This window comes from Escherichia sp. E4736, from assembly GCF_005781225.1.
GTDB lineage: Bacteria > Pseudomonadota > Gammaproteobacteria > Enterobacterales > Enterobacteriaceae > Escherichia.
This window is the reverse complement of the sequence record NZ_VATT01000002.1, coordinates 163,325-185,606: the sequence shown is the minus strand read 5'-3', so window position 1 is coordinate 185,606 and position 22,282 is coordinate 163,325. Positions and strand designations below refer to the sequence as shown.

Genomic DNA, 22,282 nt, shown 5'->3' with positions numbered 1-22,282 from the left:
GTTGGGTTCAAGGTTAAATTGAGCGCCATGCTTAGAAAATCAACGCAAGACAAAGGGTGAATTATGGAGCAGTCTGTGGCGAATTTAGTCGATATGCGCGATGTCAGTTTTACGCGTGGCAATCGCTGCATCTTCGATAATATTTCCCTGACCGTGCCGCGAGGGAAGATCACGGCGATTATGGGGCCATCAGGCATCGGTAAAACGACGCTACTCCGTCTGATTGGTGGGCAAATCGCGCCAGATCACGGTGAGATCCTTTTTGATGGTGAGAATATTCCGGCGATGTCTCGTTCGCGCCTGTATACCGTGCGTAAACGGATGAGCATGTTGTTTCAGTCTGGAGCGCTGTTCACCGATATGAACGTTTTTGACAACGTCGCCTATCCACTGCGCGAGCATACCCACCTTCCCGTACCGTTGCTGCATAGCACGGTGATGATGAAGCTGGAAGCCGTGGGGCTGCGCGGAGCGGCCAAACTTATGCCATCGGAGCTTTCAGGCGGGATGGCGCGTCGTGCGGCGCTGGCGCGTGCAATTGCGCTGGAGCCGGATCTCATCATGTTTGATGAGCCGTTTGTTGGGCAAGATCCCATCACTATGGGCGTCCTGGTGAAGCTGATTTCCGAGCTGAACAGCGCGCTGGGCGTAACCTGTGTGGTGGTTTCTCACGATGTGCCGGAAGTTTTAAGTATCGCTGATCACGCCTGGATCCTGGCAGACAAAAAGATTGTCGCTCACGGTAGCGCCCAGGCGTTGCAGGCGAATCCTGATCCTCGCGTACGTCAGTTTCTGGACGGGATTGCTGACGGACCAGTTCCGTTCCGCTATCCTGCCGGCGATTATCACGCTGATCTTTTACCAGGGAGTTAAGCCACTCATGCTGTTAAATGCGCTGGCGTCGCTCGGACATAAAGGGATTAAAACCCTGAGAACGTTCGGGCGGGCCGGGTTAATGTTATTCAATGCGCTGGTCGGCAAACCGGAATTTCGCAAACATGCGCCGCTGTTGGTGCGTCAGCTCTATAATGTCGGCGTCCTGTCGATGCTGATTATTGTGGTTTCTGGCGTGTTCATCGGAATGGTGCTGGGTCTGCAAGGTTATCTGGTGCTGACCACTTATAGTGCGGAAACCAGTCTGGGGATGCTGGTGGCCTTGTCGCTGCTGCGCGAACTGGGGCCGGTGGTCGCAGCACTGCTGTTTGCCGGACGTGCCGGTTCGGCGTTAACTGCGGAAATCGGTTTGATGCGCGCCACAGAGCAGCTCTCCAGCATGGAGATGATGGCCGTGGATCCACTGCGCCGCGTCATTTCCCCACGTTTCTGGGCTGGGGTAATTTCACTACCGCTGCTGACGATAATTTTCGTCGCCGTGGGGATCTGGGGCGGATCGCTGGTTGGCGTCAGTTGGAAAGGCATTGATAGTGGGTTCTTCTGGTCGGCAATGCAAAACGCCGTCGACTGGCGTATGGATCTGGTCAACTGTCTGATTAAGAGCGTGGTGTTCGCTATTACGGTGACGTGGATTTCGCTGTTTAACGGTTATGACGCCATCCCGACCTCTGCCGGGATTAGCCGGGCAACCACTCGTACCGTTGTCCACTCGTCTCTGGCCGTACTGGGGCTGGATTTTGTGCTGACCGCATTGATGTTTGGGAATTGAGTTCATGCAAACGAAAAAAAATGAAATTTGGGTGGGTATCTTTTTATTAGCAGCACTGCTGGCGGCGCTGTTTGTTTGCCTGAAAGCGGCAAACGTGACGTCAATGCGAACTGAACCGACCTACACGCTTTATGCGACGTTCGATAATATCGGCGGGCTGAAAGCGCGCTCTCCGGTCAGTATTGGTGGTGTTGTCGTCGGCCGGGTTGCAGATATTACGCTGGACCCGAAAACCTATCTACCGCGCGTGACGCTGGAAATTGAACAACGTTATAACCACATTCCTGATACCAGTTCGTTGAGCATTCGTACTTCCGGTTTGCTTGGGGAACAATATCTGGCATTAAACGTCGGTTTTGAAGACCCGGAACTGGGGACTGCTATTCTGAAAGAGGGGGATACGATTCAGGACACCAAATCTGCGATGGTTCTGGAAGATCTCATTGGTCAGTTCCTTTACGGCAGTAAAGGTGATGACAATAAGAATAGTGGCGATGCGCCAGCCGCTGTGCCAGGTAATAATGAAACCACTGAACCTGTGGGTACAACGAAATAATTTCAGGAGAACCGACGCATGTTTAAACGTTTAATGATGGTCGCTTTGCTAATGATTGCACCGCTGAGTGCGGCAACCGCGGCAGATCAGACCAATCCGTATAAGCTGATGGACGAGGCGGCACAGAAAACGTTCGATCGCCTGAAGAATGAACAATCGCAAATTCGGGCTAATCCTGATTACCTGCGTACCATCGTCGATCAGGAACTGCTACCGTACGTACAGATAAAATACGCCGGTGCGCTGGTACTGGGTCAGTACTACAAAAGCGCGACCCCAGCCCAGCGTGAAGCCTACTTTGCCGCTTTCCATGAGTATCTGAAGCAGGCTTACGGTCAGGCGCTGGCGATGTATCACGGTCAGACCTATCAGATTGCGCCAGAACAGCCGTTGGGTGATAAAACCATTGTGCCTATCCGAGTCACCATTATTGACCCGAATGGCCGTCCACCGGTACGTCTCGATTTCCAGTGGCGTAAAAACTCTCAGACTGGCAAGTGGCAGGCTTATGACATGATTGCCGAAGGCGTCAGCATGATCACCACGAAACAAAATGAGTGGGGGACTTTACTGCGCACGAAAGGCATCGATGGTCTGACCGCACAACTGAAGTCTATTTCTCAACAGAAAATCACCCTGGAAGAGAAAAAATAATGAGCGAGTCACTGAGCTGGATGCAGACGGGTGACACCCTGGTATTGACCGGAGAGCTGGATCAGGACGTTCTGCTGCCGCTGTGGGAAATGCGTGACGAAGCGGTGAGGGGGATTACCCGCATCGATCTTAGTCGAGTGTCCCGCGTTGATACGGGTGGACTGGCGTTGCTGCTCCATCTGATCGATCTGGCGAAAAAGCAAGGCAACAGCGTGACGCTTCAGGGGGTAAACGACAAGGTGTATACCCTGGCAAAATTGTATAATTTGCCGTCTGATGTTCTGCCTCGTTAATTTTTTTCAGGCTGGATAAGGCGTTACCAGCCAGTCCGGCAAACCTACCAGTAAGTCGAGCCTTGTCTGATTAATCAGCAAGGCTTTTTGCTTATTTATGACAGCGCAACTTTGCTCTAAGATGTTTCGCTGGTTTATTAACTGATGAATGAAGATCCCATGGAAAATAATGAAATTCAGAGCGTGCTGATGAACGCTCTTTCCCTCCAGGAAGTCCACGTTTCCGGCGATGGCAGCCACTTTCAGGTTATTGCCGTGGGTGAGATGTTTGATGGCATGAGCCGGGTTAAAAAACAGCAGACGGTTTACGGTCCGCTGATGGAATATATTGCGGATAACCGCATTCATGCTGTGTCGATCAAAGCGTATACCCCTGCGGAGTGGGCGCGTGATCGCAAACTGAACGGCTTTTGAGCTATGGGCGATACGCCGGTAGCGGATATGAATTGTTAACTGAGAACATACTAAATGGATAAATTTCGTGTTCAGGGGCCAACGAAGCTCCAGGGCGAAGTCACAATTTCCGGCGCTAAAAATGCTGCTCTGCCTATCCTTTTCGCTGCACTGCTGGCGGAAGAACCGGTGGAGATCCAGAACGTCCCGAAACTGAAAGACGTCGATACATCAATGAAGCTGCTTAGCCAGCTTGGCGCCAAAGTAGAACGTAATGGTTCTGTGCGTATCGATGCCCGTGACGTTAATGTCTTCTGCGCGCCTTACGATCTGGTTAAAACCATGCGTGCCTCTATCTGGGCGCTTGGGCCGCTGGTGGCTCGTTTTGGTCAGGGGCAGGTTTCTTTGCCTGGTGGTTGTACGATTGGCGCTCGTCCGGTTGATTTACATATTTCCGGCCTTGAGCAATTAGGCGCGACCATCAAACTGGAAGAAGGTTACGTTAAAGCTTCCGTCGATGGCCGTCTGAAAGGCGCGCACATCGTGATGGATAAAGTCAGTGTTGGTGCAACCGTGACCATTATGTGTGCTGCAACCTTGGCGGAAGGCACCACGATTATTGAAAACGCGGCACGTGAACCGGAAATCGTCGATACCGCGAACTTCCTGGTTACGCTGGGCGCGAAAATTAGCGGCCAGGGTACCGATCGTATTGTCATCGAAGGTGTGGAGCGCTTGGGGGGCGGTGTCTATCGTGTGCTTCCTGACCGCATCGAAACCGGCACCTTCCTGGTGGCGGCGGCGATCTCTCGCGGCAAAATCATCTGCCGTAACGCCCAGCCAGATACCCTTGACGCTGTGCTGGCGAAACTGCGTGACGCTGGGGCGGACATCGAAGTAGGCGAAGACTGGATTAGCCTGGATATGCACGGCAAACGTCCGAAGGCCGTTAACGTACGTACTGCGCCGCATCCGGCGTTCCCGACCGATATGCAGGCCCAGTTCACGCTGCTGAACCTGGTGGCAGAAGGAACGGGATTCATCACCGAAACGGTCTTTGAAAACCGCTTTATGCACGTACCTGAGCTGAGCCGTATGGGCGCGCATGCCGAAATTGAAAGCAATACCGTTATTTGTCACGGTGTTGAAAAACTTTCCGGCGCACAGGTAATGGCAACCGATCTGCGTGCTTCAGCAAGTCTGGTGCTGGCTGGCTGCATTGCAGAAGGTACTACGGTTGTTGATCGTATTTATCACATCGATCGTGGCTACGAACGCATTGAAGACAAACTTCGCGCGCTTGGTGCTAACATTGAGCGTGTGAAAGGCGAGTAATCGTCTGATAGCTGGCAGCCCCGTTCGCGGGGCTACCGCCAGGCTACTCATTTTTGCGGTTTGGTGTAGCTGCGCATCAACTGCGATCTGTCGATAAACTCATGGGTCAGCGGGTCATGATAGCGTGATGGCCAGATAACCCAGGGATCAGTTCCTAATGCTTTTGCAATAATCATCTCTCCTTTCGGCCAGGGACGCGATAATGCATTCGCCAGTGTCGAGGAACTCAAACCATTTCTGCGAGATTCCGCCGCCATTGACGTTCCTCTTTTCCGCAAACCCGCAATGATATCGGCGGGATGCCAGTCAATAAAATTATTTTCCATCTTTCCTCACTCCTTAAGTTAGTCGCTTACTTTCAGAACATGCACTCCGGGTAACGCCACTATACTCCTGATGGCGCATTGTTCTAAAAAGTTCCTGTAAGGAGTGTGAATATTCAGAATATATTAAGATAAGTTATCTGTATTTTAGACAATTTTGCGATTGATTGAGGGTTTTTTGGAGTTTATTAGAACTATCCCGCGCAGTACGCGGGATAACAGGAAGGGATTAACGATCGCGTTGAACAGCGATGTGTGCGAGGCCGATTAACGCCTCTCGCCATGGGGTATCCGGCAACACTTGCAATGCAGCAATGGCTTTGTCTGCTTCTTCTTCCGCACGCTGACGTGTCCATTCCAGAGAGCCGCAAGCGTTCATTGCTTCCAGAACCGGTTCCAGAAGATGTCGACCGTTCCCTTGTTCGATGGCGGAACGGATCATCTGTGCCTGTTCTGGTGTGCCATGATGCATCGCATGCAGCAGCGGCAGCGTCGGTTTACCTTCGTTCAGATCATCACCGACATTTTTGCCCAACTGTTCGCCATCGGCATTGTAATCGAGCAAATCGTCGATCAGCTGGAAAGCCGTGCCGAGGTAACGACCATAATCTTGCAGGCCTTTTTCCTCTTCCGGCGTACAGCCTGCCAGAATACCGGAACACTGAGCTGCAGCCTCGAACAGACGTGCGGTTTTGCTGTAAATAACACGCATGTAGTTCTCTTCGGTGATGTCCGGGTCGTTAACGTTCATCAGTTGCAGAACTTCACCTTCCGCGATGACGTTTACAGCCTCTGACATCACTTCCAGCACTTTGAGCGAGCCGAGGCTGGTCATCATCTGGAACGCACGGGTATAAATAAAATCGCCTACCAGCACGCTGGCAGCGTTACCAAAAGCGGCGTTGGCGGTAGCTTTACCTCGGCGCATATCTGATTCATCCACAACGTCGTCGTGTAGCAGGGTCGCCGTGTGGATAAACTCAATTAGGGCAGCAATGGTGACATGTGCATTCCCCTCATAGCCAACAGCTCGTGCAGCCAGTACAGCAATCATCGGACGAATACGTTTACCGCCGCCGCTGACGATGTAATAGCCTAACTGATTGATCAGTTGGACGTCGGAATTAAGCTGCTCGAGAATTGCTGCATTAACACCCGCCATATCTTGCGCGGTTAACTCATTGATTTTTTCTAAATTCATCGCAAAAGCCGGGCTTTTCGCCCCGATTACCTTACTGTGAACAGAGGCAACTTAGGGTTTATGGTTAGGAATATAGAGTGATTGTACTGAAAAAATGGCACAGATAAACGTTACCGTACAAGTTGTGTTTTTTTTCTTCGTGTATTGACTGTAGCACTTGTCAAAGGCGTGCGTTTTGCGTAATATTCGCGCCCTATTGTGAATATTTATAGCGCACTCTGAATCATTGAAAAGGTGTGCGCGGAAGCGGAGTTTTATATGTACGCGGTTTTCCAAAGTGGTGGTAAACAACACCGAGTAAGCGAAGGTCAGACCGTTCGCCTGGAAAAGCTGGACATCGCAACTGGCGAAACTGTTGAGTTCGCTGAAGTGCTGATGATCGCAAACGGTGAAGAAGTCAAAATCGGCGTTCCTTTCGTTGATGGCGGCGTAATCAAAGCTGAAGTTGTTGCTCACGGTCGTGGCGAGAAAGTTAAAATCGTTAAGTTTCGCCGTCGTAAACACTATCGTAAGCAGCAGGGCCATCGTCAGTGGTTCACTGATGTGAAAATTACTGGCATCAGCGCCTAAGACCTGAGGAGAGATTTCAAATGGCACATAAAAAGGCTGGCGGCTCCACACGTAACGGTCGCGATTCAGAAGCTAAACGCCTGGGCGTTAAGCGTTTCGGTGGCGAATCCGTTCTGGCGGGTAGCATCATCGTTCGTCAACGTGGTACCAAATTCCACGCTGGCGCTAACGTAGGTTGCGGTCGTGACCACACTCTGTTTGCTAAAGCAGACGGTAAAGTGAAATTCGAAGTTAAAGGCCCGAAAAACCGTAAATTTATCAGCATCGAAGCTGAATAAGTTTTTCGCGTCCCGGTAACGGATGAAAGCCCCGCAACACGTTGCGGGGCTTTTTACATTCGATAACCGGTAAAATGCGCATGGTGCGGCGTTAATCCGCAAATGCGCTTTGCAGGGAATACGGTATGAAGCAGCAGGCAGGCATTGGTATTCTTTTGGCGCTCACTACCGCAATTTGCTGGGGTGCGTTGCCAATCGCAATGAAGCAGGTGCTGGAGGTGATGGAACCTCCGACAATCGTGTTTTACCGTTTCTTGATGGCGAGTATTGGCCTTGGTGCCATTCTTGCTGTGAAGAAGAGGTTGCCGCCATTACGCGTGTTTCGTAAGCCACGCTGGTTGATTTTGTTGGCAGTGGCGACCGCCGGGCTGTTTGGGAACTTCATCCTGTTCAGCTCATCTTTGCAATACCTGAGCCCGACCGCTTCGCAGGTGATTGGGCAACTCTCGCCGGTTGGCATGATGGTTGCCAGCGTATTTATCCTGAAAGAGAAAATGCGCAGCACTCAGGTTGTAGGGGCATTGATGCTCCTGAGCGGCCTGGTGATGTTTTTTAATACCAGTCTGGTCGAGATATTTACAAAGCTCACCGATTATACCTGGGGAGTTATCTTTGGGGTCGGTGCGGCGACGGTCTGGGTGAGTTATGGCGTGGCGCAAAAGGTTTTATTGCGTCGGCTGGCCTCACCGCAGATTCTGTTTTTGCTGTACACTTTATGTACAATTGCGCTCTTCCCTCTGGCAAAGCCAGGGGTGATAGCGCAGCTTAGCCACTGGCAGCTCGCATGTTTAATTTTTTGCGGACTGAATACCTTGGTAGGATATGGCGCCCTGGCGGAAGCGATGGCTCGCTGGCAGGCAGCGCAGGTGAGTGCGATCATCACGCTCACCCCACTGTTTACGCTGTTTTTTTCAGATCTTTTATCACTGGCCTGGCCCGATTTCTTCGCCAGACCGATGTTAAACCTTTTAGGTTATCTCGGTGCGTTTGTCGTGGTTGCGGGCGCGATGTATTCCGCCATTGGTCATCGTATTTGGGGCGGATTACGTAAGCATACAACGGTGGTATCGCAACCCCGCGCAGGCGAATGATTTACGGAGAATAAAATGAAGTTTGTTGATGAAGCATCGATTCTGGTCGTTGCAGGTGATGGCGGTAATGGTTGCGTGAGCTTCCGCCGCGAAAAATATATTCCGAAAGGCGGCCCGGATGGCGGCGACGGCGGTGACGGTGGTGACGTATGGATGGAAGCCGACGAGAACCTGAACACGCTTATCGATTATCGTTTTGAAAAATCTTTCCGTGCAGAGCGCGGTCAGAACGGCGCAAGCCGCGATTGTACCGGTAAGCGCGGTAAAGACGTGACGATTAAAGTGCCGGTAGGTACGCGTGTAATCGACCAGGGTACCGGTGAAACCATGGGCGATATGACCAAACACGGTCAGCGTCTACTGGTTGCCAAGGGCGGCTGGCACGGTCTGGGCAATACCCGTTTCAAATCGTCCGTTAACCGTACACCACGGCAGAAAACCAACGGTACGCCGGGCGATAAGCGCGAGCTGCTGCTGGAGCTGATGCTGCTGGCTGATGTCGGTATGCTGGGGATGCCAAATGCCGGTAAATCGACATTTATCCGCGCTGTCTCGGCGGCTAAACCGAAAGTAGCGGACTATCCGTTTACTACGCTCGTACCAAGCCTGGGCGTGGTACGTATGGACAACGAGAAGAGCTTCGTTGTTGCTGATATCCCGGGGTTGATTGAAGGCGCTGCGGAAGGCGCAGGTCTGGGTATTCGCTTCCTGAAGCACCTGGAACGTTGCCGCGTCCTGTTGCACCTCATCGATATCGATCCGATTGACGGCACCGATCCAGTTGAAAACGCGCGTATTATTATCAGCGAGCTGGAAAAATACAGCCAGGATCTGGCGGCGAAACCACGCTGGTTAGTCTTCAACAAGATCGACCTGCTGGATAAAGCAGAAGCTGAAGAGAAAGCGAAAGCGATCGCTGAGGCGCTGGGCTGGGAAGATAAATATTATCTGATCTCTGCGGCGAGCGGACTGGGCGTGAAAGATCTCTGCTGGGATGTGATGACCTTTATCATTGAAAACCCGGTCGTGCAGGCAGAAGAAGCGAAACAGCCTGAGAAAGTCGAATTCATGTGGGATGATTATCACCGTCAGCAGCTTGAAGAGATTGCTGAAGAGGATGATGAAGACTGGGATGACGACTGGGACGAAGACGACGAAGAAGGCGTTGAGTTCATTTACAAGCGTTAATCACTGATGACCAATGCCAAATAAGCCTGATGCGCTACGCTTATCAGGCCTACAAGATGATTGCAATATATTGAATTTGCACGATTTTGTAGGGCGAGCAAGGCGTTTACGGCGCATCCGGCATAAACAAAACGCACTTTGTCAATAATCTGAAACCCCGGCCATGTGCCGGGGTTTCTTTTTGACTAATTGTTCTGGTAAATATCTTTATACAAGCGGCTTTCAAAACGTACCAACGGAATACGGCGATTACGCTGATCCGCGGGTTCTACTGCATAACCAGAAAGATATTGTACGAACGCCATTCGTTGCCCACTTGCTGTGGTGATGAATCCTGCCAGGTTATACACGCCCTGCAACGAACCTGTTTTCGCTGAAACTTTACCATCTACGCCCGCTTGATGCAGACCTGCACGGTACTGCAACGAACCATCGTAGCCTGCTAAAGGTAGCATTGAGATAAAGTTAAGCTCATTGTCGTGTTGGGCAATGTATTGCAGCACCTGCATCATGGTGGCTGGTGCAATCAGGTTATGCCGTGAAAGCCCCGAACCATCTGCAATAATCGTGTTGCCAATATCCACACCCGCCTGCTTACGCAGGATCTGACGCACGGCATCCGACCCGGCACGCCATGTCCCCGGGACATTAAAGCGCGCATGACCAATCATGCGAAAGACGGTATCGGCGATCATGTTGTCGGACTTTTTCAGCATAATCTTAAGCAGATCGTGCAAAGGGGCCGACTGTTTACTGGCAACCACCGTTCCTGGGTCGTTAACCTGCGTTTGTCGCAGTAGCGTGCCGGAATAGGTAATGCCTGCCTGTTTTAACTCATCTTTCAGAATCGCTCCGGCGTAGCTGGCGCCATCCTGTACGGCAAAAGCCAACGGTAGCGGCTCTGAACGTTGTGGTAGGCATCCGGTTAACGTAAAGCGGTTAAGGTCGCCTGGCACCACATCCAGCTCGCAATATTGCGCTTCGGCTGAACCTCGGGGGAGAGTGCGTACCTGGCTGAACATAGTTACAGGGTAATAAGAGGCCACGCGAACAAAGGCCATATCACCGGGTTTTTGGGCACTGTAGAGCGAGACGGAAAAGCAATTGCGGTCAACAATGGCGGCGGCAGGCGGGGCGCTAAAGCATTGTGTCATATCGTTCCAGGGCCAGCCGGGGGCTTTATCGTGACTGGCAAAAATGGACGTGTCTATGAACACATTGCCATCGATTTGGGAGACGCCTGATTTTTTCAGGGTCGCCACCATATTACGAATATCCTGACGTTTTAGCGTCGGATCGGCACCAAATCGCGCCACTAAGTCACCCTTGAGTACGCCGTTCTCCACATTGCCTTTGGTTTCAAGTGTAGTGGTGAAACGAAAATCGGGGCCAAGTTGAATCAACGCCGCCAGCGCAGTGATCACCTTCTGCGTACTGGCGGGCAGCGCCATTTGCTGACTATGGTAATCAATAGCGGGGGCAGACGCGCCGACTTTTTGCACCATCAGGGCAAGGTTGGCGCCAGCGGGGAGTTGAGTAATGTACTCATCAACATTCGCGGCCTGAACACTGAACGCTATACAGCTGGTCAATCCGATGATAAATCTGGAAAATCGCATAATCTCGCGCTAACAACCTGGAATCGAGCCGTCATACTACGGCGCAACGCCCTATAAAGTAAACGATGACCCTTCGGGAACTTCAGGGTAAAATGACTATCAAAATGTGAATTATTGCTGGCCTGGGACCTGTTCCCGGGTCGGTATTTTTTTGCTTCTGGCCCCGACGAGGAGTTGTGCCGGGCATGCCGAACAGCCGGGGCGAGTGGAGACTCTCCCCATCAGGAATATTCAAGAGGTATAACAAATGCAAGCTATTCCGATGACCTTACGCGGCGCTGAAAAATTACGCGAAGAGCTGGATTTTCTGAAATCTGTGCGCCGTCCTGAAATCATTGCTGCTATCGCGGAAGCGCGTGAGCATGGCGACCTGAAAGAGAACGCCGAATACCACGCTGCGCGTGAGCAGCAGGGTTTTTGCGAAGGCCGTATCAAAGATATCGAAGCCAAGCTGTCGAACGCGCAGGTAATTGATGTCACCAAAATGCCAAACAATGGTCGCGTGATTTTTGGCGCTACCGTGACGGTTTTGAATCTGGATTCTGATGAAGAACAGACCTATCGCATCGTAGGCGATGACGAAGCTGACTTTAAACAGAACCTGATTTCTGTAAACTCGCCTATCGCTCGTGGACTGATTGGCAAAGAAGAAGATGATGTAGTGGTCATCAAAACGCCGGGCGGCGATGTAGAATTTGAAGTAATTAAGGTGGAATACCTGTAAGAATTACCCAATACTCAAAATGTTGATGTATTGTAAAGAAAGGAAAAAGGCCGCTATGCGGCCTTTTATCAACGAACAGAGCGTGGCATTTTGCTCTCCTGCTTGCGGAAAATCCCTCGTTTTACACAGCAAATGTGTGTAACTTTAGGATAATCTTAGCGTGGCAGCGAGATTTTACGTTCTTTAGTTGGACGATAAAGCACCAGCGTTTTACCGATGACCTGTACATTACAGGCGCCGGTTTCGCGCACGATAGCTTCCACGATCAAGGTTTTAGTTTCGCGATCTTCAGTGGCGATTTTCACCTTGATGAGTTCATGGTGCTCTAACGCTTGTTCAATCTCGGCCAGCACCCCTTCGGTCAAACCATTACTGCCAAGCAGAACAACTGGCTTGAGCGGATGTGCCAGACCTTTCAGGTGCTGTTTTTGTTTAGTACTCAGATTCATCGTATTTTTTTGCTTACGTTGGGATTGAAAACGGGTCATTCTACCGCCATCTCCCATATATCGCCAAATAGGCGCGTAAAAATTTACGCAATTGGTTACGATGAGTTATCCCAATGGGAAAGTTAAATGACAGGTAAGAAGCGTTCTGCCAGCTCCAGTCGCTGGCTTCAGGAACACTTTAGCGATAAATATGTTCAACAGGCACAGAAAAAGGGGTTACGTTCCCGTGCCTGGTTTAAACTTGATGAAATACAGCAAAGTGACAAACTCTTTAAACCGGGAATGACGGTTGTCGACCTTGGTGCTGCGCCAGGTGGTTGGTCACAATATGTGGTCACCCAAATTGGCGGCAAAGGCCGTATCATCGCTTGCGATCTTTTACCTATGGATCCTATCGTTGGTGTGGACTTTCTTCAGGGCGATTTTCGTGATGAACTGGTGATGCAAGCACTGCTGGAGCGCGTAGGCGACAGCAAAGTCCAGGTTGTCATGTCCGATATGGCACCAAACATGAGCGGAACACCGGCGGTGGATATCCCCCGTGCCATGTATCTGGTGGAACTGGCGCTAGAAATGTGTCGTGATGTATTAGCGCCAGGTGGCAGTTTTGTAGTGAAGGTGTTCCAGGGCGAAGGTTTCGATGAGTATCTAAGGGAAATTCGCTCCCTGTTTACGAAGGTCAAAGTTCGTAAGCCGGACTCTTCTCGTGCACGTTCGCGGGAAGTGTATATTGTAGCGACCGGGCGTAAACCCTAACCGGGAGATTTCAGACGAAAGTTTGAAAGCTGCTGGATATAGAGTATCCTGACGCTGTTTTTAACACAGTTGTAATAAGAGGTTAATCCCTTGAGTGACATGGCGAAAAACCTAATACTCTGGCTGGTCATTGCCGTTGTGCTGATGTCAGTATTCCAGAGCTTTGGGCCCAGCGAGTCTAATGGACGTAAGGTGGATTACTCTACCTTCCTACAAGAGGTCAATAACGACCAGGTTCGTGAAGCGCGTATCAACGGACGTGAAATCAACGTTACCAAGAAAGATAGTAACCGTTATACCACTTACATTCCGGTTCAGGATCCGAAGTTACTGGATAACCTGCTGACCAAGAACGTCAAGGTTGTCGGTGAACCGCCTGAAGAGCCAAGCCTGCTGGCTTCTATCTTCATCTCCTGGTTCCCGATGCTGTTGCTGATTGGTGTCTGGATCTTCTTCATGCGTCAAATGCAGGGCGGCGGTGGTAAAGGTGCCATGTCGTTCGGTAAGAGCAAAGCGCGCATGCTGACGGAAGATCAGATCAAAACGACCTTTGCTGACGTTGCGGGCTGCGACGAAGCAAAAGAAGAAGTTGCTGAACTGGTTGAGTATCTGCGCGAGCCAAGCCGCTTCCAGAAACTCGGCGGTAAGATCCCGAAAGGCGTCCTGATGGTCGGTCCTCCGGGTACCGGTAAAACGCTGCTGGCGAAAGCGATTGCAGGCGAAGCGAAAGTTCCGTTCTTTACTATCTCCGGTTCTGACTTCGTAGAAATGTTCGTCGGTGTGGGTGCATCCCGTGTTCGTGACATGTTCGAACAGGCGAAGAAAGCGGCACCGTGTATCATCTTTATCGATGAAATCGACGCCGTCGGCCGCCAGCGTGGCGCAGGTCTGGGCGGTGGTCACGATGAACGTGAACAGACTCTGAACCAGATGCTGGTTGAGATGGATGGCTTCGAAGGTAACGAAGGTATCATCGTTATCGCCGCGACTAACCGTCCGGACGTTCTGGACCCGGCGCTGCTGCGTCCTGGTCGTTTCGACCGTCAGGTTGTGGTTGGCTTGCCAGATGTTCGCGGTCGTGAGCAGATCCTGAAAGTTCACATGCGTCGCGTACCATTGGCACCAGATATTGACGCGGCAATCATTGCCCGTGGTACTCCTGGTTTCTCCGGTGCTGACCTGGCGAACCTGGTGAACGAAGCAGCACTGTTCGCCGCTCGTGGCAACAAACGCGTTGTATCGATGGTTGAGTTCGAAAAAGCGAAAGACAAAATCATGATGGGTGCAGAACGTCGCTCCATGGTGATGACGGAAGCGCAGAAAGAATCTACCGCGTATCACGAAGCAGGCCACGCGATTATCGGTCGCCTGGTGCCGGAACACGATCCGGTGCACAAAGTGACGATTATCCCGCGCGGACGTGCGTTGGGTGTGACCTTCTTCCTGCCTGAAGGCGACGCAATCAGCGCCAGCCGTCAGAAATTGGAAAGCCAGATTTCTACGCTGTACGGTGGTCGTCTGGCAGAAGAGATCATCTACGGGCCGGAACATGTTTCTACCGGTGCGTCCAACGATATTAAAGTTGCGACCAACCTGGCACGTAACATGGTGACTCAGTGGGGCTTCTCCGAAAAACTTGGTCCGCTGCTGTACGCGGAAGAAGAGGGTGAAGTGTTCCTCGGTCGTAGCGTGGCGAAAGCGAAACATATGTCCGATGAAACTGCGCGTATCATCGACCAGGAAGTGAAGTTACTGATTGAGCGTAACTACAATCGTGCGCGTCAGTTGTTGAACGACAACCTGGATATTCTGCATGCAATGAAAGATGCGCTCATGAAATATGAAACCATCGATGCACCGCAGATTGACGACCTGATGGCACGTCGCGATGTTCGTCCGCCAGCGGGCTGGGAAGAACCAGGCGCTTCTAACAATTCTGGCAACAATGGTAGCCCAAAGGCTCCGCGTCCGGTTGATGAACCGCGTACGCCGAACCCGGGTAACACCATGTCAGAGCAGTTAGGCGACAAGTAAGTTCCTGCATCAGATGACTGTATTTGTACCGAAAACCCCGGGGCGTGCTCCGGGGTTTTTTCTTATCAATTCATACCAGGGATAACACCATGAAACTCTTTGCCCAGGGCACTTCACTGGACCTTAGCCATCCTCACGTAATGGGGATCCTCAACGTCACGCCTGATTCTTTCTCCGATGGCGGCACGCATAATTCGCTGATTGATGCGGTGAAACATGCGAATCTGATGATCAATGCTGGCGCAACGATCATTGACGTTGGCGGCGAGTCCACACGTCCAGGGGCTGCGGAAGTGAGCGTTGAAGAAGAGTTGCAGCGTGTTATTCCAGTCGTTGAGGCAATTGCGCAACGATTTGAAGTTTGGATCTCGGTAGATACATCCAAACCGGAAGTGATCCGTGAGTCAGCGAAAGCAGGCGCTCACATCATTAATGATATCCGCTCCCTTTCCGAACCTGGCGCCCTCGAAGCTGCTGCTGCAACTGGTTTGCCAGTATGCCTGATGCATATGCAGGGAAATCCAAAGACTATGCAGGAAGCGCCAAAGTATGACGATGTCTTTGCCGAGGTAAATCGCTACTTTGTTGAGCAAATAGCACGCTGCGAACAGGCTGGTATCGCAAAAGAGAAATTGTTGCTCGACCCCGGATTCGGTTTCGGTAAAAATCTCCATCACAACTATGCATTACTGGCGCGTCTGGCTGAATTTCATCATTTCAACCTGCCGCTGTTGGTGGGTATGTCACGAAAATCGATGATTGGACAGCTGTTGAACGTGGGGCCGTCCGAGCGCCTGAGCGGTAGTCTGGCCTGTGCGGTCATTGCCGCAATGCAAGGCGCGCACATTATTCGTGTTCATGACGTCAAAGAAACCGTAGAAGCGATGCGAGTGGTGGAAGCCACTCTGTCTGCAAAGGAAAACAAACGCTATGAGTAATCGTAAATATTTCGGTACCGATGGGATTCGTGGTCGTGTTGGGGATGCGCCGATCACGCCTGATTTTGTGCTAAAGCTGGGATGGGCTGCGGGTAAAGTGCTGGCACGTCATGGTTCCCGCAAGATTATTATCGGTAAAGACACCCGTATTTCTGGCTATATGCTGGAGTCGGCGCTGGAGGCGGGTCTGGCGGCTGCCGGTCTTTCCGCACTCTTCACTGGCCCGATGCCAACACCGGCCGTGGCTTATCTGACGCGTACCTTCCGCGCCGAAGCTGGGATTGTAATTTCTGCATCACATAACCCATTCTATGATAACGGGATCAAATTCTTTTCTATTGACGGCACCAAGCTGCCGGATGCAGTTGAAGAAGCCATTGAAGCTGAAATGGAAAAAGAGATCAGCTGCGTTGATTCGGCAGAACTGGGTAAAGCCAGCCGTATCGTTGATGCTGCGGGCCGCTATATCGAGTTTTGCAAAGCCACGTTCCCGAACGAACTTAGCCTCAGTGAACTGAAGATTGTGGTGGATTGCGCAAACGGTGCGACTTATCACATCGCGCCGAACGTGCTGCGTGAACTGGGGGCGAACGTTATCGCTATCGGTTGTGAGCCGAACGGCGTAAACATCAATGCCGAAGTGGGCGCAACTGATGTTCGTGCGTTACAGGCGCGCGTACTGGCTGAAAAAGCAGATCTCGGTATCGCCTTTGACGGTGACGGCGACCGCGTGATTATGGTTGACCATCAAGGCAATAAAGTCGATGGCGATCAGATCATGTATATCATCGCGCGCGAAGGTCTGCGTCAGGGCCAGCTGCGTGGTGGTGCTGTGGGTACATTGATGAGCAACATGGGGCTTGAACTGGCGCTGAAACAGTTAGGTATTCCATTTGCTCGTGCGAAAGTGGGCGACCGCTACGTACTGGAAAAAATGCAGGAGAAAGGCTGGCGCATCGGTGCCGAGAACTCCGGTCATGTGATCCTGCTGGATAAAACCACCACCGGTGATGGCATTGTTGCAGGTTTGCAGGTGCTGGCGGCGATGGCGCGTAACCATATGAGTCTGCACGACCTTTGCAGTGGTATGAAAATGTTCCCGCAGATTCTGGTTAACGTGCGTTACACCGCAGGTAGCGGCGATCCGCTGGAGCATGAATCAGTCAAAGCTGTGACCGCAGAAGTTGAAGCGGCGCTGGGTAGCCGTGGACGTGTGCTGTTGCGTAAATCTGGCACCGAGCCGTTAATTCGCGTGATGGTAGAAGGTGAAGACGAAGCGCAGGTAACCGAATTTGCGCACCGCATTGCTGACGCGGTAAAAGCGGTTTGATTCGATAGCAAACTGGCTAAAAAGGCGGCGATTGTCGCCTTTTTTCTTCTTAAGTACATCGGTTTTGCTGTTTTTTTCTGCAGTTGATACAATGCGATAAAATTGCCCTTGCGAAGGTCATTCGCTTTGGTTAGTATTCACACCCGCTTCAGTGGGAAAGATTAAAAACTCCCGCTTTATTGGTTGAAGCATTGGTACGCGGCAACTCCGCAAGGAACAGGTTGATTATGTACGAAGCTCTTTTGGTAGTTTTCCTTATTGTAGCAATTGGCCTTGTAGGTCTGATCATGCTGCAGCAAGGTAAAGGCGCTGATATGGGAGCCTCCTTCGGAGCAGGCGCTTCCGCTACGCTGTTTGGTTCAAGTGGTTCTGGTAACTTCATGACCCGCATGACGGCGCTGCTGGCAACGTTATTCTTCATCATCAGTCTGGTGCTGGGTAACATCAATAGCAACAAAACCAATAAAGGTAGCGAATGGGAAAACCTGAGTGCACCGGCGAAAACCGAACAAACTCAGCCAGCTGCTCCGGCTAAGCCGACCAGCGATATCCCGAACTAAAAAGTAGTATCCGTGCCGAGGTGGTGGAATTGGTAGACACGCTACCTTGAGGTGGTAGTGCCCAATAGGGCTTACGGGTTCAAGTCCCGTCCTCGGTACCAAATTCCAGAAAAGAGACGCTGAAAAGCGTCTTTTTTCGTTTTAATGACCCGTCCTGAATGTCATCAACTTGATCAATTTCCGTAGTCTTTCGAACGTCAAACGAATCGGCGCAATAGTTCGTTCAGCTTCAGTTTTGCATGCGACAAGCGATATTAATCAACTCATGACATTGGCCAGCTTTGCTGGAACAGACATCTAAATCGTTATGCGCGATCACATTATATTGGTCGTAAAAAAGGCCGCATCGGCGGCCTTTAGCATGAAAGCTCTGAGATTACTTAACTTTATTTTCCAGATTCTCCACCTGCGGCAGGCCCGAAGAGGCGGAGGAGGAGAGCAGTCCAGTTTTGGCATAACCGAACAGCTTCTCGCGGGTATCGGTAATATCCAGGTTACGCATGGTCAGTTGACCAATACGATCTTCAGCCGTAAACATAGAGTCGCCTTTCTCCATGGTCAAACGCTCTGCTTTATAGGTCAGGTTGTCAGAGACGGTATTGAGGATCGAGTAGTCGTTCCCGCGACGCAGTTCCAGCGTCACTTCACCTGTTATCTGGCTGGCAACCCAGCGTTGCAGAGAGTCACGCAGCATCAGCGCCTGGGAGTCAAACCAACGCCCCTGGTACAGCAGACGGCCCAATTGACGACCATGTGTATGATACTGCTCAATGGTGTCTTCGTTGTGAATACCGGTCAACAGACGTTCATAAGCGATATGTAGCAGTGCCATCCCCGGAGCCTCGTAAATACCACGGCTTTTCGCTTCGATGATACGGTTTTCAATCTGGTCGCTCATGCCCAGGCCGTGACGACCGCCGATACGGTTAGCTTCCAGCATCATTTCTACGTCGTCGCTAAAGGTTTTACCGTTCAGCGCCACTGGATGACCTTGCTCAAAGCGTACTGTGACTTCTTCTGCCGGGATCTTCACGCTCTCATCCCAGAACTTCACGCCCATAATCGGGTTGACGATTTTGACGCTGGAGTTGAGGTATTCCAGATCCTTCGCTTCATGCGTTGCACCAAGCATGTTGGAGTCCGTGGAGTAGGCTTTTTCGACAGACATTTTGTAGTCGAAACCGCAGGCAATCATAAATTCAGACATTTCATGACGGCCGCCCAGTTCATCAATAAAGTCAGTATCAAGCCACGGTTTGTAAATCTGCAGTTCAGCATTGGTCAGCAGACCGTAACGATAGAAACGTTCGATATCGTTTCCTTTATAGGTGCTGCCGTCACCCCAGATATTCACGCCATCTTCTTTCATGGCAGCAACCAGCATGGTACCGGTCACGGCGCGGCCCAGCGGCGTCGTGTTGAAATAGGTCAGGCCGCCAGTAGTGTTATGAAATGCGCCACATTGAATAGCGGCAATACCTTCGGCCACCAGTTGTTTGCGGCAGTCGATCAGACGTGCGTTCTCCGCGCCGTATTCCATGGCACGACGAGGGATCGCATCGTAATCCTCTTCGTCTGGCTGGCCCAGGTTTGCAGTATATGCATAAGGAACCGCTCCCTTTTTTCGCATCCACAGCAGTGCGGCACTGGTGTCCAGACCGCCAGAAAAAGCGATACCAATACGTTGACCTACCGGGAGATGCTTGAGAATCGTCGTCATAAAATAACACCCTGCTTAATTAACTGATGATGAGCCTGTATTTCCGCTCTAACTGAATTTTTATGCAAAATAAATGAGTTTTCATTTAATCATCTTTTATCGGAGACAGGAAGAGTTTAGTGTGTTTTTTGTAAAATAATGCGCTTAAGGGAGAGCAGGAGAAGACAAAAGTATTCAACAAATGAAAGTGAACTGGATATCCATTCACGTGAATAGCAATAAATGTTGACAAAATGTGGCGCGGATCACTATAATGCCCGCAGATTTTACGTCCCGTCTCGGTACACCAAATCCCAGCAGTATTTGCATTTTTTACTCAAAACGAGTAGAATTTGCCACGTTTCAGGCGCGGGGTGGAGCAGCTTGGTAGCTCGTCGGGCTCATAACCCGAAGGTCGTCGGTTCAAATCCGGCCCCCGCAACCACTTTCCCTTAGAGTTCTTTTTCAAATATACTGTGAAGACTTCGGCCTTCGTAGTGGGATTTGAAAAAATCCTTCTGGAAAGTGCTCCAGACCGCAGTTGCGGTTATAGGGTTCAGTTATATAAAGCCCCGATTTATCGGGGTTTTTTGTTATCTGACTACAGAATAACTGGGCTTTAGGCCCTTTTTTTATGTCTTGGGGGTGGGCTTGTCCACATTAGAGCAAAAATTAACAGAGATGATTACTGCGCCAGTTGAGGCCCTGGGTTTTGAGCTGGTTGGCATCGAGTTTATTCGCGGTCGCACATCCACACTGCGCATCTATATTGATAGTGAAGATGGCATCAATGTTGATGATTGTGCTGATGTGAGCCACCAGGTAAGTGCTGTGCTGGATGTTGAAGATCCCATCACCGTTGCTTATAACCTGGAAGTCTCCTCACCGGGTCTCGATCGCCCACTGTTCACGGCTGAACACTACGCCCGTTTTGTCGGAGAAGAGGTGACTCTGGTTCTCCGTATGGCGGTACAAAACCGTCGTAAATGGCAGGGCGTTATCAAAGCGGTAGACGGTGAAATGATCACAGTTACCGTCGAAGGTAAAGATGAAGTGTTCGCGCTGAGTAATATCCAGAAGGCGAACCTGGTTCCCCACTTTTAATAGTCTGGATGAGGTGAAAAGCCCGCGATGAACAAAGAAATTTTGGCTGTAGTTGAAGCCGTATCCAATGAAAAGGCGCTACCTCGCGAGAAGATTTTCGAAGCATTGGAAAGCGCGCTGGCGACAGCAACAAAGAAAAAATATGAACAAGAGATCGACGTCCGTGTACAGATCGATCGCAAAAGCGGTGATTTTGACACCTTCCGTCGCTGGTTAGTTGTTGATGAAGTCACCCAGCCGACCAAGGAAATCACCCTTGAAGCCGCACGTTATGAAGATGAAAGCCTGAACCTGGGCGATTACGTTGAAGATCAGATTGAGTCTGTTACCTTTGACCGTATCACCACCCAGACGGCAAAACAGGTTATCGTGCAGAAAGTGCGTGAAGCCGAACGTGCGATGGTGGTTGATCAGTTCCGTGAACACGAAGGTGAAATCATCACCGGCGTGGTGAAAAAAGTAAACCGCGACAACATCTCTCTGGATCTGGGCAACAACGCGGAAGCCGTGATCCTGCGCGAAGATATGCTGCCGCGTGAAAACTTCCGCCCTGGCGACCGCGTTCGTGGCGTGCTTTATTCCGTTCGCCCGGAAGCGCGTGGCGCGCAACTGTTCGTTACCCGTTCCAAGCCGGAAATGCTGATCGAACTGTTCCGCATTGAAGTGCCAGAAATCGGCGAAGAAGTGATTGAAATTAAAGCAGCGGCTCGCGACCCGGGTTCTCGTGCGAAAATCGCGGTGAAAACCAACGATAAACGTATCGATCCGGTAGGTGCTTGCGTAGGTATGCGTGGCGCGCGTGTTCAGGCGGTTTCTACTGAACTGGGCGGCGAGCGTATCGATATCGTCCTGTGGGATGATAACCCGGCGCAGTTCGTGATTAATGCGATGGCACCGGCAGACGTTGCTTCTATCGTGGTGGATGAAGATAAACACACCATGGATATCGCCGTTGAAGCCGGTAACCTGGCGCAGGCGATTGGCCGTAACGGTCAGAACGTGCGTCTGGCTTCGCAGCTCAGCGGTTGGGAACTCAACGTGATGACCGTTGACGACCTGCAGGCTAAGCATCAGGCGGAAGCGCATGCAGCGATTGACACCTTCACCCGTTATCTCGACATTGACGAAGACTTCGCGACTGTCCTGGTAGAAGAAGGTTTCTCAACGTTGGAAGAACTGGCCTATGTGCCGATGAAAGAGCTGTTGGAAATCGAAGGCCTTGATGAGCCGACCGTTGAAGCACTGCGTGAGCGTGCTAAAAATGCACTGGCCACCATTGCACAGGCCCAGGAAGAAAGCCTCGGTGATAACAAGCCGGCTGACGATCTGCTGAACCTTGAAGGGATAGATCGTGATTTGGCATTCAAACTGGCCGCCCGTGGCGTTTGTACGCTGGAAGATCTCGCCGAACAGGGCATTGATGATCTGGCTGATATCGAAGGGTTGACCGACGAAAAAGCCGGAGCACTGATTATGGCTGCCCGTAATATTTGCTGGTTCGGTGACGAAGCGTAATAAACTGTA

24 protein-coding genes and 2 tRNA genes are annotated in these 22,282 nt (G+C 51.1%); 21 read left to right on the top strand and 5 right to left on the bottom strand.

The features are described 5' to 3' along the window. Positions 1-63: 63 nt before the first annotated feature. The 7 genes from mlaF (at position 64) to murA (ending at position 4,894) form a co-directional block, all read left to right on the top strand. Positions 64-873, top strand: coding sequence for a phospholipid ABC transporter ATP-binding protein MlaF (gene mlaF, locus FEK46_RS01700; RefSeq protein ID WP_130204576.1), 810 nt, complete (start codon positions 64-66; stop codon positions 871-873). 7 nt (positions 874-880) lie between these two features. After that, entirely contained in the window at positions 881-1,663 is a 783-nt protein-coding gene (mlaE, locus tag FEK46_RS01695) for a lipid asymmetry maintenance ABC transporter permease subunit MlaE (protein WP_000925792.1), read from the top strand. Positions 1,664-1,667: 4 nt separating this feature from the next. Beyond that, a complete protein-coding gene (gene mlaD / locus FEK46_RS01690) occupies positions 1,668-2,219 on the top strand; it encodes an outer membrane lipid asymmetry maintenance protein MlaD (RefSeq protein ID WP_130204578.1) in 552 nt (183 codons plus the stop codon). Positions 2,220-2,237: 18 nt separating this feature from the next. Next, a complete protein-coding gene (gene mlaC / locus FEK46_RS01685) occupies positions 2,238-2,873 on the top strand; it encodes a phospholipid-binding protein MlaC (RefSeq protein ID WP_130204580.1) in 636 nt (211 codons plus the stop codon). Then, entirely contained in the window at positions 2,873-3,166 is a 294-nt protein-coding gene (mlaB, locus tag FEK46_RS01680) for a lipid asymmetry maintenance protein MlaB (RefSeq protein WP_130204582.1), read from the top strand. The genes mlaC and mlaB overlap by 1 nt, the downstream gene beginning before the upstream one ends. Positions 3,167-3,325: 159 nt before the next feature. Further along, positions 3,326-3,580, top strand: a complete 255-nt coding sequence (gene ibaG, locus FEK46_RS01675; protein ID WP_010379217.1) for a BolA family iron metabolism protein IbaG — start codon at positions 3,326-3,328, stop codon at positions 3,578-3,580. A 54-nt stretch (positions 3,581-3,634) separates the two neighbouring features. Further along, positions 3,635-4,894 carry a UDP-N-acetylglucosamine 1-carboxyvinyltransferase gene (murA, locus tag FEK46_RS01670; protein WP_130204584.1) on the top strand — a complete coding sequence of 420 codons (1,260 nt, stop codon included), beginning with the start codon at positions 3,635-3,637 and terminating at the stop codon, positions 4,892-4,894. A gap of 47 nt (positions 4,895-4,941) precedes the next feature. On the opposite strand, the gene sfsB is transcribed toward murA, so the two are convergent. Together sfsB and ispB are read right to left on the bottom strand one after the other, a co-directional pair. Next, positions 4,942-5,220 carry a DNA-binding transcriptional regulator SfsB gene (gene sfsB, locus FEK46_RS01665; protein WP_064529526.1) on the bottom strand — a complete coding sequence of 93 codons (279 nt, stop codon included), beginning with the start codon at positions 5,218-5,220 and terminating at the stop codon, positions 4,942-4,944. A gap of 226 nt (positions 5,221-5,446) precedes the next feature. After that, a complete protein-coding gene (ispB, locus tag FEK46_RS01660) occupies positions 5,447-6,418 on the bottom strand; it encodes an octaprenyl diphosphate synthase (protein WP_130204586.1) in 972 nt (323 codons plus the stop codon). Between the two features lie 258 nt (positions 6,419-6,676). Between ispB and rplU the strand changes: the two genes are divergently transcribed. From rplU to cgtA, 4 genes are all read left to right on the top strand, one after another. Continuing rightward, the gene (gene rplU / locus FEK46_RS01655) at positions 6,677-6,988 is read left to right on the top strand and encodes a 50S ribosomal protein L21 (RefSeq protein WP_000271401.1); all 312 of its coding nucleotides are present in this window, start codon (positions 6,677-6,679) and stop codon (positions 6,986-6,988) included. A gap of 20 nt (positions 6,989-7,008) precedes the next feature. Beyond that, positions 7,009-7,266, top strand: coding sequence for a 50S ribosomal protein L27 (rpmA, locus tag FEK46_RS01650; RefSeq protein WP_000940595.1), 258 nt, complete (start codon positions 7,009-7,011; stop codon positions 7,264-7,266). Positions 7,267-7,391: 125 nt separating this feature from the next. Next, the gene (locus tag FEK46_RS01645) at positions 7,392-8,357 is read left to right on the top strand and encodes a DMT family transporter (protein WP_000813037.1); all 966 of its coding nucleotides are present in this window, start codon (positions 7,392-7,394) and stop codon (positions 8,355-8,357) included. A 15-nt stretch (positions 8,358-8,372) separates the two neighbouring features. After that, positions 8,373-9,545, top strand: a complete 1,173-nt coding sequence (gene cgtA / locus FEK46_RS01640) for an Obg family GTPase CgtA (protein WP_000673561.1) — start codon at positions 8,373-8,375, stop codon at positions 9,543-9,545. Positions 9,546-9,730: 185 nt separating this feature from the next. Here the strand turns inward: cgtA and dacB are convergent, their stop codons facing one another. Next, complete coding sequence (dacB, locus tag FEK46_RS01635) at positions 9,731-11,164, bottom strand: serine-type D-Ala-D-Ala carboxypeptidase (RefSeq protein ID WP_130204590.1); 1,434 nt, start codon at positions 11,162-11,164, stop codon at positions 9,731-9,733. A gap of 247 nt (positions 11,165-11,411) precedes the next feature. Here dacB and greA point away from each other — a divergent pair, with 247 nt between their 5' ends. Continuing rightward, positions 11,412-11,888, top strand: coding sequence for a transcription elongation factor GreA (gene greA / locus FEK46_RS01630; protein WP_064529530.1), 477 nt, complete (start codon positions 11,412-11,414; stop codon positions 11,886-11,888). A gap of 155 nt (positions 11,889-12,043) precedes the next feature. Here greA and yhbY read toward each other — a convergent pair whose 3' ends face one another. Further along, entirely contained in the window at positions 12,044-12,337 is a 294-nt protein-coding gene (gene yhbY / locus FEK46_RS01625; protein ID WP_001054420.1) for a ribosome assembly RNA-binding protein YhbY, read from the bottom strand. Between the two features lie 126 nt (positions 12,338-12,463). Between yhbY and rlmE the strand changes: the two genes are divergently transcribed. The 6 genes from rlmE (at position 12,464) to FEK46_RS01595 (ending at position 18,056) form a co-directional block, all read left to right on the top strand. After that, positions 12,464-13,093: a 23S rRNA (uridine(2552)-2'-O)-methyltransferase RlmE gene (gene rlmE / locus FEK46_RS01620; protein ID WP_130204592.1), complete on the top strand. Its 630-nt coding sequence runs from the start codon at positions 12,464-12,466 to the stop codon at positions 13,091-13,093. A 99-nt stretch (positions 13,094-13,192) separates the two neighbouring features. Further along, on the top strand, positions 13,193-15,127 hold the full coding sequence (ftsH, locus tag FEK46_RS01615; RefSeq protein WP_135559880.1) for an ATP-dependent zinc metalloprotease FtsH: 1,935 nt from the start codon (positions 13,193-13,195) through the stop codon (positions 15,125-15,127). Between the two features lie 89 nt (positions 15,128-15,216). Then, positions 15,217-16,065, top strand: coding sequence for a dihydropteroate synthase (folP, locus tag FEK46_RS01610; RefSeq protein ID WP_135559879.1), 849 nt, complete (start codon positions 15,217-15,219; stop codon positions 16,063-16,065). After that, positions 16,058-17,395 (top strand): phosphoglucosamine mutase, encoded by a 1,338-nt coding sequence (glmM, locus tag FEK46_RS01605; RefSeq protein ID WP_135559878.1) that lies wholly within the window; start codon positions 16,058-16,060, stop codon positions 17,393-17,395. The genes folP and glmM overlap by 8 nt, the downstream gene beginning before the upstream one ends. A 227-nt stretch (positions 17,396-17,622) precedes the next feature. Further along, positions 17,623-17,955: a preprotein translocase subunit SecG gene (secG, locus tag FEK46_RS01600; RefSeq protein ID WP_001295556.1), complete on the top strand. Its 333-nt coding sequence runs from the start codon at positions 17,623-17,625 to the stop codon at positions 17,953-17,955. 14 nt (positions 17,956-17,969) lie between these two features. Next, positions 17,970-18,056: transfer RNA gene (locus FEK46_RS01595), tRNA-Leu, on the top strand. Between the two features lie 275 nt (positions 18,057-18,331). On the opposite strand, the gene argG is transcribed toward FEK46_RS01595, so the two are convergent. Beyond that, positions 18,332-19,675 (bottom strand): argininosuccinate synthase, encoded by a 1,344-nt coding sequence (gene argG, locus FEK46_RS01590; protein ID WP_135495197.1) that lies wholly within the window; start codon positions 19,673-19,675, stop codon positions 18,332-18,334. A gap of 347 nt (positions 19,676-20,022) precedes the next feature. On the opposite strand from argG, the gene FEK46_RS01585 reads away from it, so the two are divergent. The 3 genes from FEK46_RS01585 to nusA all read left to right on the top strand — a co-directional run bounded on the left by FEK46_RS01585 (position 20,023) and on the right by nusA (position 22,273). Beyond that, a tRNA-Met gene (locus FEK46_RS01585) sits at positions 20,023-20,099 on the top strand. A 206-nt stretch (positions 20,100-20,305) separates the two neighbouring features. Next, entirely contained in the window at positions 20,306-20,758 is a 453-nt protein-coding gene (gene rimP, locus FEK46_RS01580) for a ribosome maturation factor RimP (protein ID WP_001300397.1), read from the top strand. A gap of 27 nt (positions 20,759-20,785) precedes the next feature. Continuing rightward, complete coding sequence (nusA, locus tag FEK46_RS01575) at positions 20,786-22,273, top strand: transcription termination factor NusA (protein WP_130204598.1); 1,488 nt, start codon at positions 20,786-20,788, stop codon at positions 22,271-22,273. Positions 22,274-22,282 lie beyond the last annotated feature (9 nt).

What these genes read in the sequence shown, in the direction of transcription:
- mlaF (WP_130204576.1), top strand. Translation starts at nt 64, where the DNA reads ATGGAGCAGTCTGTGGCGAATTTAGTCGATATGCGCGATGTCAGTTTT.
- mlaE (WP_000925792.1), top strand. Translation starts at nt 881, where the DNA reads ATGCTGTTAAATGCGCTGGCGTCGCTCGGACATAAAGGGATTAAAACC.
- mlaD (WP_130204578.1), top strand. Translation starts at nt 1,668, where the DNA reads ATGCAAACGAAAAAAAATGAAATTTGGGTGGGTATCTTTTTATTAGCA.
- mlaC (WP_130204580.1), top strand. Translation starts at nt 2,238, where the DNA reads ATGTTTAAACGTTTAATGATGGTCGCTTTGCTAATGATTGCACCGCTG.
- mlaB (WP_130204582.1), top strand. Translation starts at nt 2,873, where the DNA reads ATGAGCGAGTCACTGAGCTGGATGCAGACGGGTGACACCCTGGTATTG.
- ibaG (WP_010379217.1), top strand. Translation starts at nt 3,326, where the DNA reads ATGGAAAATAATGAAATTCAGAGCGTGCTGATGAACGCTCTTTCCCTC.
- murA (WP_130204584.1), top strand. Translation starts at nt 3,635, where the DNA reads ATGGATAAATTTCGTGTTCAGGGGCCAACGAAGCTCCAGGGCGAAGTC.
- sfsB (WP_064529526.1), bottom strand. Translation starts at nt 5,220, where the DNA reads ATGGAAAATAATTTTATTGACTGGCATCCCGCCGATATCATTGCGGGT.
- ispB (WP_130204586.1), bottom strand. Translation starts at nt 6,418, where the DNA reads ATGAATTTAGAAAAAATCAATGAGTTAACCGCGCAAGATATGGCGGGT.
- rplU (WP_000271401.1), top strand. Translation starts at nt 6,677, where the DNA reads ATGTACGCGGTTTTCCAAAGTGGTGGTAAACAACACCGAGTAAGCGAA.
- rpmA (WP_000940595.1), top strand. Translation starts at nt 7,009, where the DNA reads ATGGCACATAAAAAGGCTGGCGGCTCCACACGTAACGGTCGCGATTCA.
- FEK46_RS01645 (WP_000813037.1), top strand. Translation starts at nt 7,392, where the DNA reads ATGAAGCAGCAGGCAGGCATTGGTATTCTTTTGGCGCTCACTACCGCA.
- cgtA (WP_000673561.1), top strand. Translation starts at nt 8,373, where the DNA reads ATGAAGTTTGTTGATGAAGCATCGATTCTGGTCGTTGCAGGTGATGGC.
- dacB (WP_130204590.1), bottom strand. Translation starts at nt 11,164, where the DNA reads ATGCGATTTTCCAGATTTATCATCGGATTGACCAGCTGTATAGCGTTC.
- greA (WP_064529530.1), top strand. Translation starts at nt 11,412, where the DNA reads ATGCAAGCTATTCCGATGACCTTACGCGGCGCTGAAAAATTACGCGAA.
- yhbY (WP_001054420.1), bottom strand. Translation starts at nt 12,337, where the DNA reads ATGAATCTGAGTACTAAACAAAAACAGCACCTGAAAGGTCTGGCACAT.
- rlmE (WP_130204592.1), top strand. Translation starts at nt 12,464, where the DNA reads ATGACAGGTAAGAAGCGTTCTGCCAGCTCCAGTCGCTGGCTTCAGGAA.
- ftsH (WP_135559880.1), top strand. Translation starts at nt 13,193, where the DNA reads ATGGCGAAAAACCTAATACTCTGGCTGGTCATTGCCGTTGTGCTGATG.
- folP (WP_135559879.1), top strand. Translation starts at nt 15,217, where the DNA reads ATGAAACTCTTTGCCCAGGGCACTTCACTGGACCTTAGCCATCCTCAC.
- glmM (WP_135559878.1), top strand. Translation starts at nt 16,058, where the DNA reads ATGAGTAATCGTAAATATTTCGGTACCGATGGGATTCGTGGTCGTGTT.
- secG (WP_001295556.1), top strand. Translation starts at nt 17,623, where the DNA reads ATGTACGAAGCTCTTTTGGTAGTTTTCCTTATTGTAGCAATTGGCCTT.
- argG (WP_135495197.1), bottom strand. Translation starts at nt 19,675, where the DNA reads ATGACGACGATTCTCAAGCATCTCCCGGTAGGTCAACGTATTGGTATC.
- nusA (WP_130204598.1), top strand. Translation starts at nt 20,786, where the DNA reads ATGAACAAAGAAATTTTGGCTGTAGTTGAAGCCGTATCCAATGAAAAG.